Below are 16845 nucleotides of genomic sequence, written 5' to 3'. Positions count from 1 at the left end.
CCTCGCCCTCACCGCATCTCGTCGGGCGCGGTGACGCCGAGGATCCCGAGGCCGGAGGCGAGGACGCCCCGCAGTGCCGCGACGAGGGCCAGCCTCGACAGCGTGGACTTTCGATCGGTCTGATTAACAAATCGTAATTGCGGCAAGTCTTTGCCCTTGTTCCAGAAACTATGGAAGGCGCTGGCCAGCTCGTAGAGGTAGAAGGCCAGCCGGTGCGGCTCGTGGGCGCTCCCCGCCGCCTCGATCACCCGCGGATATTGCGCGACGAGGCGCATGATGTCGGCCTCCCCCGAATCACGTAACAGCGAGAGGTCCGCCCCCGCCAGGGCCTGCGGCGACAGGTCCTCCCCCGGGAAGGCCTCGCGGGCCTGCCGGAACACCGAGGCCGTGCGGGCATGGGCGTACTGCACGTAGAAGACGGGGTTGTCCTTCGACTGCTCGACCACTTTGGCGAGGTCGAAATCGAGGGTCGCGTCGTTCTTGCGGTAGAGCATCATGAAGCGGACCGGGTCGCGGCCGACCTCGTCGATGACCTCCCGCAGGGTCACGAACTCGCCCGCGCGCTTGGACATCTTGACCGGCTCGCCGCCGCGCAGCAGGCGCACGAGCTGGCAGAGCTTCACGTCGAGGCTGGCGCGCCCGTCCGAGACCGCCCGCACCGCCGCCTGCATCCGCTTGACGTAGCCGCCGTGATCGGCGCCGAGCACGTCGATGAGGTCGGTCGCGCCCCGCGCCACTTTCGAGGCGTGGTAGGCGATGTCGGAGGCGAAGTAGGTGTAGGTGCCGTCCGACTTGAGCAGCGGCCGGTCGATGTCGTCGCCGAAGGCGGTGGAGCGGAACAGGGTCTGGTCGCGGTCCTCCCAATCCTCCGGCAGCTGGCCCTTCGGCGGCGGCAGGCGCCCCACGTAGACGAGCCCCTTCTCGCGCAATTCCGCGATCAGCGCCCCGACCGCGCCGCCATCGCCGCCGCCCTGCAGGGTGCGCTCGGAGAAGAACACGTCGTGCCGGATGCCGAGCGCGGCGAGGTCGTCGCGGATCAGGTCCATCATGGCGGCGATGGCGAAGTCCCGCACCACGGGCAGCCAGGCCGATTCGGGCTCGCGCAGGAGAGCGCGGCCGTGGGTCTCGGCCAGGCGCCGCCCCACGGGCTTGAGGTAATCGCCCGGGTAGAGCCCCTCGGGGATCGCGCCGATCGCATCGCCGAGGGCTTCCCGGTAGCGCAGGTAGGCGGAGCGGGCGAGCACGTCGACCTGCGCCCCCGCATCGTTGATGTAGTACTCGCGCACCACCTCCCGGCCGGACGCGGCGAGGAGATTGGCCAGCGCGTCGCCGAAGACGGCGCCGCGGCCGTGGCCGACATGCATCGGCCCGGTCGGGTTCGCCGACACGTACTCGACGTTCACGAGGCCCGGCCGCCGCGCCCCGCGGCCGAACGCCTCGCCGGAGGCGAGCGCCGCGCGCACGACCTCGGCGAAGACCTCGGGCGCGAGCCGCAGGTTCAGGAAGCCCGGCCCGGCGACGCTCGCCTCGGTGACGCGCGGATCCTGCCGCAGCTCGGCCGCGAGGAGCTCGGCCAGGGCCTTGGGGTTGGTGCGGGCCTCCTTGGCGAGGACCAGGGCGGCGTTGGTCGCGAGGTCGCCGTGGCCGGGGTCGCGCGGCGGCTCGACCACGACGCGGCCGAGGTCGAGCCCCTCGGGCAGCTGCCCGGCGCGTGTGAGGGTGGCGAGCGCCTCGCCGATGCGCTCCTCGAAGGCGGCGAAGATGTTCATGGGTCGCGACCGAAGACTGAACCGGGCCTCGCCGGCCCGCGCTCCTGCGCGGCGCCGGTGCCGAAGCCGGGCTCATCTCACGGCCCGCCCCCTCCACACAAGCGTGGCCGGGGAAGGATTCGGCCGCCTCAGGCCTCGCGGGTGAGCGCCCGCAGGTGGCGGATGATGCCGGAAAAGTCGGTCCCCCCCTCCCCGGCCGCCTCGAAGGCGGCGTAGAGCGCCTCCGCCCGGGCACCGAGCGGCGTGGCGGCCCCGGTCGAGGCGGCCGCCTCCTGCGACAGGCGGAGGTCCTTGAGCATCAGCGCGGCGGCGAAGCCCGGCCGGTACGCGTTGTTGGCCGGCGAGGCCGGGACCGGTCCCGGCACCGGGCAGTAGCTCGTCAGCGACCAGCACTGCCCCGAGGAGGTCGAGGCGACGTCGAACAGCGCCTGGTGCGAGAGGCCGAGCTTCTCGGCGAGCACGAAGGCCTCGGCGACGCCGATCATCGAGATGCCGAGGATCATGTTGTTGCAGATCTTGGCCGCCTGGCCGGCCCCGGCCTCGCCGCAATGCACGATCCGCCGGCCCATCCGGGCGAGGACCGGCTCGGCGCGGGCGAAGGCCTCGGGCGCCCCGCCGGCCATGAAGGTGAGGGTGCCGGCCCTGGCGCCGCCGACCCCGCCGGAGACCGGCGCGTCGAGGCTGGCGAGGCCGCGCTCCGCCGCCCTGGCATGGGCGGCCCGGGCGCTCTCCACGTCGATGGTCGAGCAGTCGATCAGGAGGGCCCCGGCCGGCACCCGGGGCAGGATCTCGTCGAGGAGGCCGAGCACGTGCCGGCCGGCCGGCAGCATCGTGACCACGATCTCGGCCTCGGCCGCCGCGGCGACGGCGGATTCGGCGATGGCGACGCCCTCCGCGCGCGCCGCCTCGCGGGCGGGCGGCGCGAGGTCGTAGCCGGTGACGGCGTGCCCCGCCCTCACGAGGTTGGCGGCCATCGGCCCGCCCATGTTGCCGAGGCCCAGGAATGCGATCGAGGTCACGATGCGTCTCCCTCTCGCCGCCATGCTACCCTAGCGGCACTTGAGTCCCGTACGGAGAATCCGTACATTCATGACGATCCGCTTCGAGTGGGATCCGCGCAAGGCGGCCTCAACCTGCGTCGGCACGGCATCGCTTTCGAGGCGGCGGTCAGCGCGTTTCGCGATCCCTTCGCGGTGGAGTGGATCGACGACCGGGCCGAATGCGGCGAAGAGCGGATCACTCTCCTCGGCGTCTGCGACGGCGTCGTCATTCACGTGACTTACACCGAGCGGGGCGAGGCGATCCGCTTGATCTCGGCCCGGCGAGCGGAGCGTCATGAGCAAGACCACTCTTTCCGCGAGAATTCGTCCTGACGGGACGATCGTCCGGGGTTACCCTGACGGGAGCGAGATCGCCTTCGGGCAGGCGCCCATGCGCCCGATGACCGAGGAGGACGTCGCCGCCGCCGCCGCCGATCCGGACGCCCGGCCGAGGTCGCCCGGCGACCTGGCGACCGCACGGCGGATCCCGCGGATCCGAACCCTGCGCCGCGCCCTCGGCCTCACGCAGGAGGAATTCGCTGCGCGCTACCAGATCCCGCTCGGCACCCTGCGCGACTGGGAGCAGGGGCGCACGGTCCCGGATCAGCCCTCCCGCGCCTACCTGACGGTGATCGCCCGCGATCCGGAGGGCGTGCGCCGGGCTCTCGACGCTCAGCGCGATTGGGCCGTTCCGAAGGCGTCTCCCTCTTAAGCAGAGCTGCGCCGGGCAACTCCGCTTAGCTCTTGTTCTTGCATCATTTTCGCCGCCGAACCGGTGACCCCTTCGGCACCGGCCGGGACCGGCCGGCGGAATGATGCGCAAGCGCTCCGCGTCGCCCGCCGCGCGGCCGGGGAGGCGATCCTGGCCCGGGTTCGCCCGCTGGCCGCGTGACCGCGCCGTCACGGCCGCACGAGGCCCCGCGCCACGATCAGCCGCATGATCTCGTTGGTGCCCTCCAGGATCTGGTGGACGCGCAGGTCGCGGACGATCTTCTCGATCCCGTATTCCGACAGGTAGCCGTAGCCGCCGTGGAGCTGCAGCGCCGCGTCGGCGACCTGGAACCCGCGATCCGTGGCGAAGCGCTTGGCCATGGCGGCGCGCGCCGTGGCATCCGGGTCGCCGCGGTCCAGGGCGGCGGCGGCCGCGTAGATCATCAGGCGCGCCGCTTCGAGCTCCGTCGCCATGTCGGCGAGGCGGAATTGCAGGGCCTGGAACGCGTCGAGGCGCTGGCCGAAGGCCCGGCGCTCGCGCGCGTAGGTCAGGGCCTTGTCGAGGGCGCTCTGGGCGCCGCCGAGCGAGCAGGCGCCGATGTTGATCCGCCCGCCGTCGAGGCCCGCCATGGCGATCTTGAAGCCGATCCCCTCCTCGCCCAGGCGGTTGGCCGCCGGGACGCGGCATCCCGAGAAGATCACCTGCCGGGTCGGCTGGGCGTTCCAGCCCATCTTGCGCTCGTTCGGCCCGAAGGAGAGGCCGGGCGCGTCCGCCGGCACGACCAGGGTCGAGATGCCCTTCGGGCCGGGCTCCCCGGTGCGGACCATCACCACGTAGAGGTCGACCGCGCCCGCGCCCGAGATGAACTGCTTGGTGCCGTCGAGGACGTAGGCGTCGCCCTCGCGCCGCGCCGTGGTGCGCAGGGCCGCCGCGTCGGAGCCGGAGCCCGGCTCGGTCAGGCAATAGGCGGCGAGGCGCTCGGCCCGGCAGAGGTCCGGCAGCCAGCGCTCCCGCTGCGGCTCCGAGCCGAACCGGTCGATCATCCAGGTCGCCATGTTGTGGATCGACAGGAAGGCCGAGACGGTCGGGCAGCCCGTCGCCAGCGCCTCGAAGATCAGCGCCGCGTCGAGCCGGGTCAGGCCGGAGCCGCCATGCTCCTCCCGGATGGTGATCCCGCCCATGCCGAGCGCCCCCGCCTCCCGGAGCACCTCCACGGGGAAGTGCTTCTCGGCGTCCCAGGCGAGGGCGTGCGGGGCGATGCGCTCGGCCGCGAAGCTCCGCGCCATGTCGCGGATCGCGATCTGGTCCTCGGGCAGCGTGAACAGGCCCACGAGACTCTCCCGGTGCTGGCTCTGGCGGTGCGGGCAGGCGGGGGCGTCCGCAGCGCGGCGCTGCGCGGACGCTTGCGGCGCGGGCCCGGCCGGGCGGAGCGCCCGGCCGGGCGAGGCCTCACTGCATGACCGGCATCGAGAATTGCGCGCCCTCCTTGACCCCCGAGGGCCAGCGCGCCGTCACGGTCTTGGTCTTGGTGTAGAAGCGGATCGCGTCCGGGCCGTGCTGGTTGAGGTCGCCGAAGCCCGAGCGCTTCCAGCCGCCGAAGGTGTAGTAGGCGAGCGGCACCGGGATCGGCACGTTGATGCCCACCATGCCGACATTCACCTTGGCGGCGAAGTCGCGGGCGGCGTCGCCGTCGCGGGTGAAGATCGCGACGCCGTTGCCGTATTCGTGCTCGGAGGGCAGCCGCAGCGCCTCCGCGTAGTCCTTCGCCCGCACCACCGACAGGACCGGCCCGAAGATCTCCTCCTTGTAGATGCGCATCTGCGGCGTGACGTGGTCGAACAGGCAGCCGCCAAGGTAGAAGCCGTTCTCGTAGCCCTGCATCGTGAAGCCGCGGCCGTCGACCACCAACTTGGCGCCCTCGCGCACGCCGATCTCCACGTAGTTGCGCACGCGCTCCAGCGCGGCCCGCGTGACGAGCGGCCCGTAATCGGCGCTCGGATCGGTCGAGGGGCCGATCTTCAGGCTCTCGACCCGCGGCACCAGCTTGCTCATCAGCGCGTCGGCGGTCTTCTCGCCCACCGGCACCGCCACCGAGACCGCCATGCAGCGCTCGCCCGCCGAGCCGTAGCCGGCGCCCATCAGCGCGTCGACCGCCTGGTCCATGTCGGCGTCCGGCATGATGATCATGTGGTTCTTGGCGCCGCCGAAGCACTGCGCCCGCTTACCCTGCGCGGTGGCGCGGGCGTAGACGTACTGGGCGATGTCCGAGGAGCCGACGAAGCCGACCGCCTGGATCAGGTCGTCGTCGAGGATCGCGTCGACCGCCTCCTTGTCGCCGTTCACGACGTTGAGGATGCCGGCCGGCAGCCCGGCCTCGATCATCAGCTCGGCGAGGCGCATCGGCACGCCGGGATCGCGCTCGGACGGCTTCAGGATGAAGGCGTTGCCGCAGGCGATGGCGGGGGCGAACTTCCACATCGGGATCATGGCCGGGAAGTTGAACGGCGTGATGCCGGCCACGACCCCGAGCGGCTGGCGCATCGAGTACATGTCGATGGCCGGCCCCGCCCCCTCGGTGTACTCGCCCTTGAGCAGGTGCGGGATGCCGCAGGCGAATTCCACCACCTCGACCCCGCGCTGGATGTCGCCCTTGGCGTCGGGCAGGGTCTTGCCGTGCTCGCGGGCGAGGAGCTCGGCGAGGCTGTCGGTCTCGCGGGCGACGAGGTCGAGGAAGCGCATCATCACCCGCGCCCGGCGCTGCGGGTTGGTGGCGGCCCAGACGGTCTGCGCCCGCGCGGCGTTCTCGATCGCGTCCCGCACCTCGGCGGCGCTGGCCAGGGCCAGGCGGCCGATCACCTCGCCGGTCATCGGCTGGAAGATGTCCGAGTGGCGGCCGGAGCGGCCTGCCACGTGCTCGCCCCCGATGAAGTGCCCGACCTCTCGCATGCGCTCGCTCCCTGGATTGTCGTTTGCCGCAGCTTGCCCTGCTTTTATGCCGGGCGGAATGGGTGTGAACGCGGAACGGATGTGCGCCGATGCGGGAACCGGAGGGGGGCCAGTGGGACGATTACCGCTTCGCGCTGGCGGTCTTCCGCGCCGGCACGGTCTCGGCGGCGGCGCGGCTGCTCGGGGTCGATCACGCCACGGTGATCCGCCGCATCGACCGGCTGGAGCGGCAGCTCGGCGAGCGCCTGTTCCACCGCCGCGCCTCGGGCTACGTGGCCACGCAGGCGGGCCAGGCCGTCGCCGCGACGGCGGACGCGGTCGAATCGGCCATCATCAACGGGCAGAGCCTCGTCGGCCGCTCGGCGGCGCGGCTCACCGGCACGGTGCGGATCGGCGCGCCGGACGGGTTCGGCAGCACGTTCCTGGCCCCGCGCCTCACCGGTCTGGTCGAGCGCCACCCCGACCTCGACATCCAGCTCGTCGCCACGGCGCGGCTGTTCAGCCTGTCGAAGCGGGAGGCGGACATCGCCATCGGCCTCAGCCTGCCGCGGGAGGGCCGCATCGTCGGGCGCAAGCTCACCGACTACGCGCTGAAGCTCTACGCGGCGCCCTCCTACCTGCGGGCCGCCCCGCCGATCGAGAGCCGGCGCGACCTGGAGCGCCACCGCTTCGTCGGCTACATCGAGGAATTGCTCTACACGCCGGAACTCGACTACCTGCGGCAGGTCTCGTCCGGCATCGGGGCGCGGCTGCGCAGCGCCAACGTCATCGCGCAGCTCCACGCGGTGGCGGCCGGGATCGGGCTCGCGGTGCTGCCCTGCTTCATGGCGGCCGGGCGCCCCGACCTCGTCTGCGTGCTGCCGCGGGAGGTGGTGCTGACGCGCAGCTTCTGGCTGCTGATGCACGCCGACAGCCGCGACCTCGCCCGGGTCCGCGCGGTGGCCGAGCACATCTACGCGGTGGTCGAGCGGGACCGGGACGTGTTCTTCGGCGGGGCGGACGGGGCCGCCTGAGCGGCCGGGCACCGGTCACGCCGCCGGACCGCCCTCCCCGGCGGCCGGAGCGGCGCGCGCGGGCTCGGCCCAGCCGGCCGGCGGCGCCGCGGGCCGGTAGACCTCGATCACCAGGGGGTGGCAGGGCGCCGCGTCGCTCGAATGCTCCGCGCCGCAATCGCCGCCCGGGCAGGCCGAGAGCGCGGCCAGGAGATCGGTCTCGGCGAAGAGTTCCAGGAAGTCGCCGGGCCGCACCGGGCTCGCCTTCATGAAGTACTGGTGCGTGTCGCGGGTGAAGCCCGTGCACATGAAGACGTTGAGGACGTCGTGGACGTGCGGCTCCGCCTGCGCGACGGAGAGGCCGGTGTGCCGGGCCAGCGCCCGGGTCAGGTTCGAATGGCAGCAATGGTGGTAGGTGCCGCCGGTGAGCAGGCGGTGGGTGTAGGGATCGCAGCGCGTGCCGATCACGTCGTGCACGCCGCCGCCATCCGCGTCGAAGCCGTACCAGTCCAGGCTGTCCTGCGTGATCGTCGCGAGCGGGCGCAGATGCGGCAGGTTCGACCAGAGCCGGTGGCCCGTGGTGACGTGGGTGCCGTGCAGCGCCCGGGTCTTGCCCGAGAAGAAGCGCTCGCCGAGATCCCGCGCCGACCACAGATTGAGGTCGCCGACCTGGGCTCCCTCCGTGCACAGGATCCGGGCGAAGCAGCCGGCCGGCACCGCGACGGCGCGCGCCTCGCGCGGCGGCACCGTCACGCACGCCACGCGCGTCCAGCCCGCCCGCGCCGCCCGGTAGGTGGCGAGGTCGGGCGGCGGCAGCGCCCCCACGGGGTAGCAGATCACCGGCGCCACCGCGCGCCGCGCCGCGGCGTCGGGCGGCGGGGCGTGCTCGGGAACGGGGCGGGTCAAGGGACCTCCATCGGCGCGGGAGGCGGCCGCGCTCCGGCCGGGACGAAGAGCCCCGCAGGTGACGCAGATCTCGGATCGGCGCCCCACCGTCTTGCATCGAAAACCGGCGCCCGATCAACAGACGAGCCGGGTCTCCGGTCCGCCTCCCGGCGGGATTCGCGCCCCGCGCGGCCGTCCGGGCGGGATGAGGATCGGGCGGCCCGGATCAGCGGCGGGACCATCCCCGTGCGAAGTCTCGGACCGCCATGCGCGCCGAGGGTTGCGCCCCACCTTCGGGAGGTGCAGGAAATCCCTGCGGCGGTCCGTCGCCGGATGGGCCCGGCTTCGCGGCGCGAGAGCCGTCGCGAAGGCGCCATGCGAGGGAGAGTACGCGGTGAGCGGGACGATTTCGGACGATCTCAAGAGCGGCGCGCTGTTCTATCACCGCAATCCGCGGCCCGGTAAGCTGGAGATCCAGCCCACGAAGCCGCTCGGCAACCAGCGCGACCTCGCCCTCGCCTACTCGCCGGGCGTCGCCGCCGCCTGCGAGGCGATCGCGGCCGAGCCCGACGAGGCCGCCACCCTCACCTCCCGCCAGAACCTCGTCGCGGTCGTCTCGAACGGCACCGCGGTGCTGGGCCTCGGCGACATCGGCCCGCTCGCCGCCAAGCCGGTCATGGAGGGCAAGGCGGTCCTGTTCAAGAAATTCGCCGGCATCGACGTCTTCGACATCGAGGTCGCCGAGAAGAACGTCACTAAGCTGGTCGACGTCGTGGCGGCGCTCGAGCCCACCTTCGGCGGCATCAACCTCGAGGACATCAAGGCACCCGAGTGCTTCGAGGTCGAGGAGCAGTGCCGGGCGCGGATGAACATCCCGGTCTTCCACGACGACCAGCACGGCACCGCGATCATCGTGGCGGCGGCCGTCCTCAACGGCCTCGAACTCGCCGGCAAGCAGCTCTCGGACGCCAGGATCGTGACCTCGGGGGCGGGCGCGGCGGCGCTCGCCTGCCTCAACCTGCTCGTCTCCCTCGGCGCGAGGCGCCAGAACATCACCGTCACGGACATCGAGGGCGTGGTCTACGCGGGCCGCGAGACGCTGATGGACCGCTGGAAGGCGGTCTACGCGCAGAACACCCAGGCCCGCACCCTCGCGGACGTGATCCCGGGCGCCGACATCTTCCTCGGCCTCTCGGCCGGCGGCGTGCTCAAGCCCGAATACCTCGACAGCATGGCCGAGAAGCCGCTGATCCTGGCGCTCGCCAATCCCTACCCGGAGATCATGCCGAACCTCGCGGAGGAGCGGCGGCCCGACGCGATGATCTGCACCGGGCGCTCGGATTTTCCGAATCAGGTCAACAACGTCCTGTGCTTCCCCTACATCTTCCGGGGCGCGCTCGACGTCGGCGCCACCACGATCAACGAGGAGATGAAGGCCGCCGCCGTGAAGGCGATCGCGGGTCTCGCGCGCGAGACCCCCTCGGACGTGGTGGCCCGCGCCTATGGCGGCGAGGCGCGGCCCTTCGGCCCGCACTCGCTGATCCCGAGCCCGTTCGACCCGCGGCTGATCCTGCGCATCGCCCCGGCGGTCGCGCGGGCGGCGATGGAATCGGGCGTCGCGAAGCGGCCGCTGCCGGACATCCAGGCCTACGCCGAGTCGCTCGACCGCTTCGTCCACCGCTCCGGCTTCATCATGAAGCCGGTCTTCACCCAGGCGAAGCAGGATCCCCGCCGGGTCGTCTACGCCGAGGGCGAGGACGAGCGGGTGCTGCGCGCCGTGCAGGCGATCGTCGAGGAGGGGCTCGCCAAGCCGATCCTGGTCGGACGCCCGAACGTGGTCGAGGTGCGCCTCAAGCGCTTCGGCCTCTCGATCCGCCGCGGCACGGATTTCGAACTCATCAACCCGGACGACGACCCGCGCTACCGCAGCTACGTCCAGACCTACATGGAGGCGGCGGGACGGCGCGGGGTCACGCCGGACGCGGCCCGGACGCTCGTGCGCACCAACGCCGCGGTGATCGGCGCCCTGATGGTGCGGCGGGGCGAGGCGGACGCGCTGATCTGCGGGCTGGAGGGTCGGTTCGAGAGCAAGCTGCGGGTGATCCGCGACATCATCGGCCTCGCCCCCGGCTACAAGGACCTGGCGGCGCTGAGCCTGATCGTGACGGCCCAGGGCGCCTACTTCCTGGCCGACACCCACGTGCGCCCGGACCCGAGCGTCGCCGAGATCGCCGACGTCGCGATCGCCTGCGGCGACACGGTGCGGCGCTTCGGCCTCACCCCGAAGATCGCCCTGGTGAGCCACGCGGATTTCGGCTCCTTCGACACCCCCTCGGCGCGCAAGATGCGCGACGCGCTGGCGCTGATCCGCGAGCGGGCGCCCGAGCTCGAGGTGGACGGCGAGATGGGGGCCGACACCGCCCTGTCGCAGATGGTGCGCGACAGGGTGCTGCCGAACTCGCGCCTGAAGGGCGAGGCGAACGTGCTGATCATGCCGAATCTCGACGCGGCCAACATCGCCTTCCAGATGTCCAAGATGCTGGCCAACGCCCTGCCGGTCGGCCCCCTGCTGATCGGCCCGGCCAAGCCCGCCCACATCCTCACGCCCTCCGTGACGGCCCGCGGCATCGTCAACATCACGGCCGCCGCCGTGGTCGAGGCGCAGGCCCGCTGCGGCGCGGTGCCCGCGGCCGAGACCACCGCCGAGGCCGGCACGCCGCTCACCTCCGAGTGAGCGGCCTCGCCCCCTCACCTCCTCAACCTGGCCGTGCCCTGGCCGTCGCCCGCGGTAGATCCGCCAGAGCGGCGGTCGATGTCGGCGCGACAGGGGGGGGGCGATCGGGGCGTGCCCGCGGGTGATCCGGAAAAGCCTCTCTCCGGGCGCGGCGATTTGCGGCGGCTCGGGACGGGCGCCGCGAGGGGGGACGCACCGTGCGCATCGGGAACGGGTTCCTGCCGACCCCGTTTCCGGTGAGGGTGACGAACTCAGCGAGACGCCATGGTGGATACGGAAAGCAGCACCGATCCGGCCAGCGTGGCGCGAGCCGCGCGGCTGCGCAAACGCATCGAGGAACTGACGGCCCCTGCCGATGCGAAGGAGGCGGGACCGACCGGGGCGCCCTCGGACGATCCCGGTCGGAAGCCGAGCCTGAACGAACTCGTGCATCGTCGGATGCGCGAACTCGACCGGAAGCGGTAGGTCGGCTCCCGGATCCGCGCCGGGCTCAGGGCCGGCGCGGCCGGGCCCGCCTTCGGAGGCTGACGGGGACTCGGTCGCCTCGGCCGAGCGCACGACGCTGATTTTTCGTCGTTTCATACCGCACAGGTGTGAGTGCCACGCCTGTGCGTTCTCGCGATTCATGCTTCGAGATAACGCCAAGCCAAATAGGTGCATCGGAAGCCGATAGGTTTTCACCCTCTCAGCCGGCCGAGACCGGGTATTTGGGTCCGCAGTCCAGAACGTCCTCGGGGCCGTCGGCTGCTTCCGAGGCACGAATCTGCTCGGTCTGGCGGCCCGCGCGGCTTCCGCGCAGTTCCTCGATCTGCGCCCGCAAGCGTCCGGCCTCCACGCGGGAACTCTGCTCGACCGTCTCGGCGCTCGACGTGCGCGCGGCACTGCCGGCCCGCATGGCGGCCCGGGGACCGTTCACCCGCCCCCGTTCCTCCTCCGTGATGCGGTCGATCTGGGCGCGCAGGCTGTCGGCCCTGGCGTCGAGCTTGCCGATGTCGCGGATCCGCGGCTGCCCATCGAACGCGATGAGCTGGAACCAGTGGTCGGAGACCGGATCGTGCCAGGACAGGTAACCGCCCGGAAGGACCTCCCGCGGGCGGGAGATGACGCCGCGAAACGAGTACCGGACGCCGGCCGCCTTCGCGGGATCGAAGTAGCGCGGCGTGTAGAAATCCGACACCAAGATGCCGTTGACGCGATATCCGTAATTGGCCGCCTCCGACGGGTCGCAGACCTCGACCAGGAACTCCACGCGTCCCTGGCCCTGGGCGGGCGATTCGCCCGCGACCAAGCGGTTGCCGAACGGGTCGACCAGCATCTCCAGCGCCTCGTGGCTCGCGGTCAGGGACCAGCCATCGAGCGCATCGGCCGCTGACACGAGTGCGAATGGCTGCCCATTCTCGTCCTTGTGAACACCCGCCGCGCCAGGCTCATCGATGTTGTCCATGACAATGATGGGCCAGTAGCCGAGAGGAACATCCTCAAGTTTATCGAATGCGTCGACCGTTGCCGAAAGACCCCAAATCGGCGTGAGATCCCGTATCGCCTGTTTCTGCAATGCAGCGGCGACCCGCATCACGTCTCCGGTCCGAATGCGCTTCGACTCTGATATGAGAGCCACGTGTCGGGTGAGAAGCGACATGGCACCATCTCCAGCTGGAATGTGCTGCCAAGTCGAAATGTACTTCAGAATGAGCCCATATGCAACCCTTGGTTGGAACTTGATGATGCGAAGATGCTGTCACAGGCTCGCGACCTGTCATCATGCATTTGCATGATGGGCCGGGGAGCGGGATGGGACGGCCACCGCGCCGGAAGCGCCGGGGGGGCGCGGCGCCGGCCGTCCCGGGGCCGGGCTCGGACGATGGGGATGCTTGTTCGGCTCGGTCGCGCAGGGCGCGCCGGAGGATCGTCCGGCACTCCATCCCGGGCAGCGGATGGCGTCGTTGCCGATCCGTCTCGCAATGATCCTCGTTTCGCAGCGAGTCGCGTGCCGGGAGTAGACCTGCTCTCAACCACCCGCGTCAGTCATCCGACGGATTGCTTCGCCATGCGGATGGCGGCGTCGCTCACGCGCCGCGCGGGCCTGTCATACCAAATCCGCTTGATCCCTTCGGGATGGCGGATTTGGGCTTCGCTCAGGCGCCGCGCGGGCTGGTGATCCGCTTGATCCCTTCGGGATGGCGGATGTGGGCTTCGCTCAGGCGCCGCGCAGGCGTGTGAGACGGGATCCGCTTCGATCAAGCGGATCCCGGATCATGCGCCGTCCGGACGTGATCGTCCGGACGGCGTATCACTCCGTTGTCGCCGTCACGTTCAGGCGGTCGAACACCTTGCCGGGGCTCGCCGCCGTGCTGACGTCGAGGAGGCCGAGCCCGGCCGGGTTCTTGGCCGCGGCCGTCACGGTCAGGCGGGTGGGCTTGGTGACGAAGCGAGCCACCGCCTGGCCCAGCGCCTTGGCGCTCGCCGAATTGCCGAGCACCGCCGGAATGCCGAGTTGCGCCGCGGTGCTGTACTCCCGCTGCAGCTCCAGCGGCTTGAGGCTCTGGGCCTTCGCCTGGTCGGCGACGAAGCGCTCGAACAGCCCGCTATTCTCGACCGTGAGGGCGAGCGCCTTGGCGGTGGCGCCGAGGAGCGCCAGGGAGGAGATCGCGGCGTCCGGGTTGAAGACCTCGCGCCCGATCCCGCCCAGGGTCGCGGTGAGCTTCGCGTTGCCCATCTCCTTGCCGGACACCGAGAGTTCGCGGATCGAGACCTCCCGCGCCTCCTCGTTCCAGCTCGAATCGAGGACGCCGGACAGGTTGACGTCCTTGTAGCCGAGCGCCGCCAGGGGAGCGAGGCCCGCCGCGTCGGCCGGCACCGGGAAGGCGAGCCCGTCGAGGGTGAGCCGGGCCATGGTCGGGATCCCGTCCCGCGGCGCGGCCATGTCGAGCGCGAAGCTGCGCAGGTCGAAGTGCAGGGGCGCCTCCGGCGGGGCCGCCGGGTCGCGCGGCGGGGCGGCGGGCGAGGCCGGAAGGTCGAGCGTCAAACCCTCCAGGGTGACCCGACCGAGGAGCGGCGCGTAGCGGCGCAGGTCCGACGGATCGACGGTCTCCCGGGCGCTGCGGCGCAGGCCCTCCAGGGTCGGCTTCAGGGAGAGCCCCGACAGGCTGAGCGCCTTCAGGGCCACCCGCAGCGCCGGGCCGTCGATGCTGAGCGCCTCGGAGCGCAGGGTGCCGTCGCCCGCATAGGCGAGGCGCGCCAGGGTGACGCGGGTCGGGTGGCCGTCGCCCGGGTCGGTCACCGAGAGATCGCGCATCTCGAACGGGCCGATCGCCACGGCGTCGAGGAGGTCGGCCGCCAGCCCGGCGAGCCGCCCGCGCTCCTCCGGCGGAGCCTTGGCGGGGTCGCCGGCCGTGAGCGCCGCCGCCGCCTCCCCCCAGGGCGTCGCGGTCGGGCGGCCGCCGAGATCGTGGCCCTCGATGTGACCGATGCGGAAGGCCTCGCCCTTCGGGCCGCTGAGCGCGATGTCGTCCACCGTGATCGCGCCGTAGATGCGCAGGGACGCCGCCTCGGGCCCGCCCCGCTCGCTGAGGAGCCGCGCGAGGCTGGTCAGGTCGAGGTCGCTCGCCGTCATGCGGCCGTAGGCGCCCGCCCCGGGCTTCCCCTCGTGCCCGTCCACGGTGAGCACCGCCCCGGCCGATTCCAGGGAGCCGATCCGCCCCTCGGCGATCCGGCGCGCGAGCACGTCCCGGTAGACGACGACCTGGACCTGGTCGCCCACCGCCTGCTCGACCCGCAGCAGCGGGATGGCGAGGCTCTCGCCCGAGAGGCGCTTGAGGCGCGCGGGCCAGGGCTCGGCGGAGGCGGGATCCAGGATGGCCTTCAGGTCGGACGAGGACAGGGCGGTGCCGCGCAGTTCGAGCCGGGGCACCTTCACGAGCGTCCGCCCGAAGCGCAGCGTCAGGTCGTCGAGGGCGGCGCTGCCCTCGGCGGCCCGGGCGGCGGTGCCGAGCGCCAGGGGGGCGAGCGCCGCGGGGGCGCCGAGGAGCGCCGCGCAGGCGACGGCGCGCAGCAGGGTCCGGGCCATGCCCGTTCGGGTCCAGCGGGTCATGACGTCGATTCCGGGCGCGAGTTCAGAGGGAGAACGAGGTGCCGCAGCCGCAGGAGGCGGTGGCCTGCGGGTTCTCGATCTTGAAGGACTGACCGATCAGGTCGTTGACGAAGTCGATGGTCGCGCCCCGCATATATTCCAGCGAGAGGGGGTCGACCAGCACGGTGGCGCCGTCGCGCTCCACGGCGAGGTCGTCGGTCGCGCGGTCCCGCGCGATGTCGAACGCGTACTGGAAACCGGAGCAGCCGCCGCCGTTCACGCTGATGCGCAGCATGGAGCCGGGCGGCTCGGAGCCCATGATCTCGTTGATCCGCCGCGCGGCGCGCGGGGTCAGGGTGATATCGGTCATCGACAGCCCTAGCGAAAAGGCCGAAATGGTGCTTCGCAAGATAAGAACCGGCGGCCCCGGCCGCAACCGGGGCGGTCGCGGCGGAGGGCGGGACGGTGCGGGGACGGAACGGCGAGCGGTGGCGGGCACCCTATGCCAGCGATCCGGCGGCCTCGCGCGGGCGCCTGATCGGGGAGCCCGGCTCGCCGACCCGCAGCGACTTCCAGCGCGACCGCGACCGGGTGGTGCACTCGGCGGCCTTTCGCCGCCTCAAGCACAAGACCCAGGTCTTCGTGCATCACGAGGGCGACCATTACCGCACCCGCCTCACCCACACGCTCGAAGTGAGCCAGATCGCCCGGGCGCTCGCCCGGGCGCTCGGGCTCGACGAGGATCTGGCGGAGGTCCTGGCCCTCGCCCACGATCTCGGCCACACGCCCTTCGGGCATACCGGCGAGGACGCGCTGCGGGCCTGCATGGCGGGTCAGGGCGGCTTCGACCACAACGCCCAGGCCCTGCGCCTCGTCACCCGGCTGGAGCGGCGCTACGCCGCCTTCGACGGGCTGAACCTGACCTGGGAGACGCTCGAGGGTCTCGTCAAGCACAACGGCCCGCTGCTGCGCCCGGACGGCGCGCCGATGCCGCGCTACGCGCGCGACGGCATCCCGGTCGCCATCCTCGAATACGACGCCCTGCAGGACCTCGCCCTCGACACGCAGCCGGGCCTGGAGGCGCAGGTCGCGGCCCTGGCCGACGACATCGCCTACGATTCCCACGACCTCGACGACGGGCTGCGGGCGGGGCTGTTCGGCTTGGCGGACCTGCGCGAGGTGCCGTTCCTGGCCGGCCTCCTCGACGAGATCGCGGCGCTCCATCCCGGGCTCGAGGCCTCCCGCACCATCCACGAACTGACCCGCCGGGTGATCACCCGCTTCGTCGAGGACGTGATCGCCGAGACCGAGCGCCGGCTCGCCGGCCTCGCCCCCGCGGACGCGACGGCGATCCGCCTCGCCGTCGCCCCGGTCGCCTCCTTCTCGGAGCCGGTCGCGGCGGCGGACCGGGCCATCAAGCGCTTCCTGTTCGCCCGGATGTACCGGCACCCTGGCGTGCTCGTCGTGCGCGAGCGGGCCGCCCAGATCGTGCGCGACCTCTTCGGTGTCTTCGCCGGGCGGCCCGGCCTGATGCCGGAGGAGTGGCGCGCGGGCCTCGCCGGGCCGGCGGATCCCCGCACGCCGCGGCGGGTGGCGGACTTCATCGCCGGCATGACGGACAATTACGCGGTGAGCCAGCACCGGCGCCTGTTCGCCGAGACGCCCGACCTGCACTGGGAGCCGGGGCCGGCCTGAGCA

At 72.0% G+C, this 16845-nt stretch carries 14 protein-coding genes; 6 read left to right on the top strand and 8 right to left on the bottom strand.

All coding sequences use genetic code 11. The features are described 5' to 3' along the window. Positions 1-8 precede the first annotated feature (8 nt). Together argS and mmsB are read right to left on the bottom strand one after the other, a co-directional pair. Positions 9-1769 carry an arginine--tRNA ligase gene (argS, locus tag M446_RS11820; RefSeq protein WP_012332339.1) on the bottom strand — a complete coding sequence of 587 codons (1761 nt, stop codon included), beginning with the start codon at positions 1767-1769 and terminating at the stop codon, positions 9-11. Between the two features lie 128 nt (positions 1770-1897). Continuing rightward, positions 1898-2788 carry a 3-hydroxyisobutyrate dehydrogenase gene (gene mmsB, locus M446_RS11815; protein WP_012332338.1) on the bottom strand — a complete coding sequence of 297 codons (891 nt, stop codon included), beginning with the start codon at positions 2786-2788 and terminating at the stop codon, positions 1898-1900. Between the two features lie 87 nt (positions 2789-2875). Between mmsB and M446_RS11810 the strand changes: the two genes are divergently transcribed. Together M446_RS11810 and M446_RS11805 are read left to right on the top strand one after the other, a co-directional pair. After that, the gene (locus M446_RS11810; RefSeq protein WP_012332337.1) at positions 2876-3142 is read left to right on the top strand and encodes a BrnT family toxin; all 267 of its coding nucleotides are present in this window, start codon (positions 2876-2878) and stop codon (positions 3140-3142) included. 58 nt (positions 3143-3200) lie between these two features. Further along, positions 3201-3521, top strand: coding sequence for a helix-turn-helix domain-containing protein (locus M446_RS11805; protein ID WP_012332336.1), 321 nt, complete (start codon positions 3201-3203; stop codon positions 3519-3521). 188 nt (positions 3522-3709) lie between these two features. On the opposite strand, the gene M446_RS11800 is transcribed toward M446_RS11805, so the two are convergent. Together M446_RS11800 and M446_RS11795 are read right to left on the bottom strand one after the other, a co-directional pair. Beyond that, positions 3710-4852, bottom strand: a complete 1143-nt coding sequence (locus M446_RS11800) for an acyl-CoA dehydrogenase family protein (RefSeq protein WP_012332335.1) — start codon at positions 4850-4852, stop codon at positions 3710-3712. Between the two features lie 118 nt (positions 4853-4970). Beyond that, a complete protein-coding gene (locus M446_RS11795) occupies positions 4971-6467 on the bottom strand; it encodes a CoA-acylating methylmalonate-semialdehyde dehydrogenase (RefSeq protein ID WP_012332334.1) in 1497 nt (498 codons plus the stop codon). 89 nt (positions 6468-6556) lie between these two features. On the opposite strand from M446_RS11795, the gene M446_RS11790 reads away from it, so the two are divergent. Continuing rightward, a complete protein-coding gene (locus M446_RS11790) occupies positions 6557-7480 on the top strand; it encodes a LysR family transcriptional regulator (protein ID WP_012332333.1) in 924 nt (307 codons plus the stop codon). 15 nt (positions 7481-7495) lie between these two features. Here the strand turns inward: M446_RS11790 and M446_RS11785 are convergent, their stop codons facing one another. Continuing rightward, positions 7496-8365 (bottom strand): urea carboxylase-associated family protein, encoded by an 870-nt coding sequence (locus M446_RS11785; RefSeq protein WP_012332332.1) that lies wholly within the window; start codon positions 8363-8365, stop codon positions 7496-7498. Positions 8366-8738: 373 nt separating this feature from the next. On the opposite strand from M446_RS11785, the gene M446_RS11780 reads away from it, so the two are divergent. Together M446_RS11780 and M446_RS11775 are read left to right on the top strand one after the other, a co-directional pair. Beyond that, entirely contained in the window at positions 8739-11078 is a 2340-nt protein-coding gene (locus M446_RS11780) for an NADP-dependent malic enzyme (protein ID WP_012332331.1), read from the top strand. Between the two features lie 264 nt (positions 11079-11342). Next, positions 11343-11543 carry a hypothetical protein gene (locus M446_RS11775; RefSeq protein WP_012332330.1) on the top strand — a complete coding sequence of 67 codons (201 nt, stop codon included), beginning with the start codon at positions 11343-11345 and terminating at the stop codon, positions 11541-11543. Positions 11544-11763: 220 nt separating this feature from the next. On the opposite strand, the gene M446_RS11770 is transcribed toward M446_RS11775, so the two are convergent. The 3 genes from M446_RS11770 to erpA form a co-directional block, all read right to left on the bottom strand. After that, a complete protein-coding gene (locus tag M446_RS11770; protein WP_012332329.1) occupies positions 11764-12717 on the bottom strand; it encodes a hypothetical protein in 954 nt (317 codons plus the stop codon). A gap of 651 nt (positions 12718-13368) precedes the next feature. Further along, positions 13369-15168, bottom strand: coding sequence for a hypothetical protein (locus M446_RS11765; protein ID WP_043701136.1), 1800 nt, complete (start codon positions 15166-15168; stop codon positions 13369-13371). 22 nt (positions 15169-15190) lie between these two features. Beyond that, a complete protein-coding gene (gene erpA / locus M446_RS11760) occupies positions 15191-15517 on the bottom strand; it encodes an iron-sulfur cluster insertion protein ErpA (protein WP_012332327.1) in 327 nt (108 codons plus the stop codon). 95 nt (positions 15518-15612) lie between these two features. On the opposite strand from erpA, the gene M446_RS11755 reads away from it, so the two are divergent. Then, positions 15613-16842 carry a deoxyguanosinetriphosphate triphosphohydrolase gene (locus tag M446_RS11755; RefSeq protein WP_012332326.1) on the top strand — a complete coding sequence of 410 codons (1230 nt, stop codon included), beginning with the start codon at positions 15613-15615 and terminating at the stop codon, positions 16840-16842. Positions 16843-16845 lie beyond the last annotated feature (3 nt).

This window comes from Methylobacterium sp. 4-46, assembly GCF_000019365.1.
Classification (GTDB): Bacteria; Pseudomonadota; Alphaproteobacteria; order Rhizobiales; family Beijerinckiaceae; genus Methylobacterium.
This window is presented reverse-complemented; position numbering and strand designations above follow the sequence as displayed.

Bases quoted from the DNA above. Each gene is read 5' to 3' on its own strand.
- argS (WP_012332339.1), bottom strand. From the start codon at position 1,769: ATGAACATCTTCGCCGCCTTCGAGGAGCGCATCGGCGAGGCGCTCGCC.
- M446_RS11805 (WP_012332336.1), top strand. From the start codon at position 3,201: ATGCGCCCGATGACCGAGGAGGACGTCGCCGCCGCCGCCGCCGATCCG.
- M446_RS11795 (WP_012332334.1), bottom strand. From the start codon at position 6,467: ATGCGAGAGGTCGGGCACTTCATCGGGGGCGAGCACGTGGCAGGCCGC.
- M446_RS11790 (WP_012332333.1), top strand. From the start codon at position 6,557: ATGCGGGAACCGGAGGGGGGCCAGTGGGACGATTACCGCTTCGCGCTG.
- M446_RS11775 (WP_012332330.1), top strand. From the start codon at position 11,343: ATGGTGGATACGGAAAGCAGCACCGATCCGGCCAGCGTGGCGCGAGCC.
- M446_RS11770 (WP_012332329.1), bottom strand. From the start codon at position 12,717: ATGTCGCTTCTCACCCGACACGTGGCTCTCATATCAGAGTCGAAGCGC.
- M446_RS11765 (WP_043701136.1), bottom strand. From the start codon at position 15,168: ATGACCCGCTGGACCCGAACGGGCATGGCCCGGACCCTGCTGCGCGCC.
- erpA (WP_012332327.1), bottom strand. From the start codon at position 15,517: ATGACCGATATCACCCTGACCCCGCGCGCCGCGCGGCGGATCAACGAG.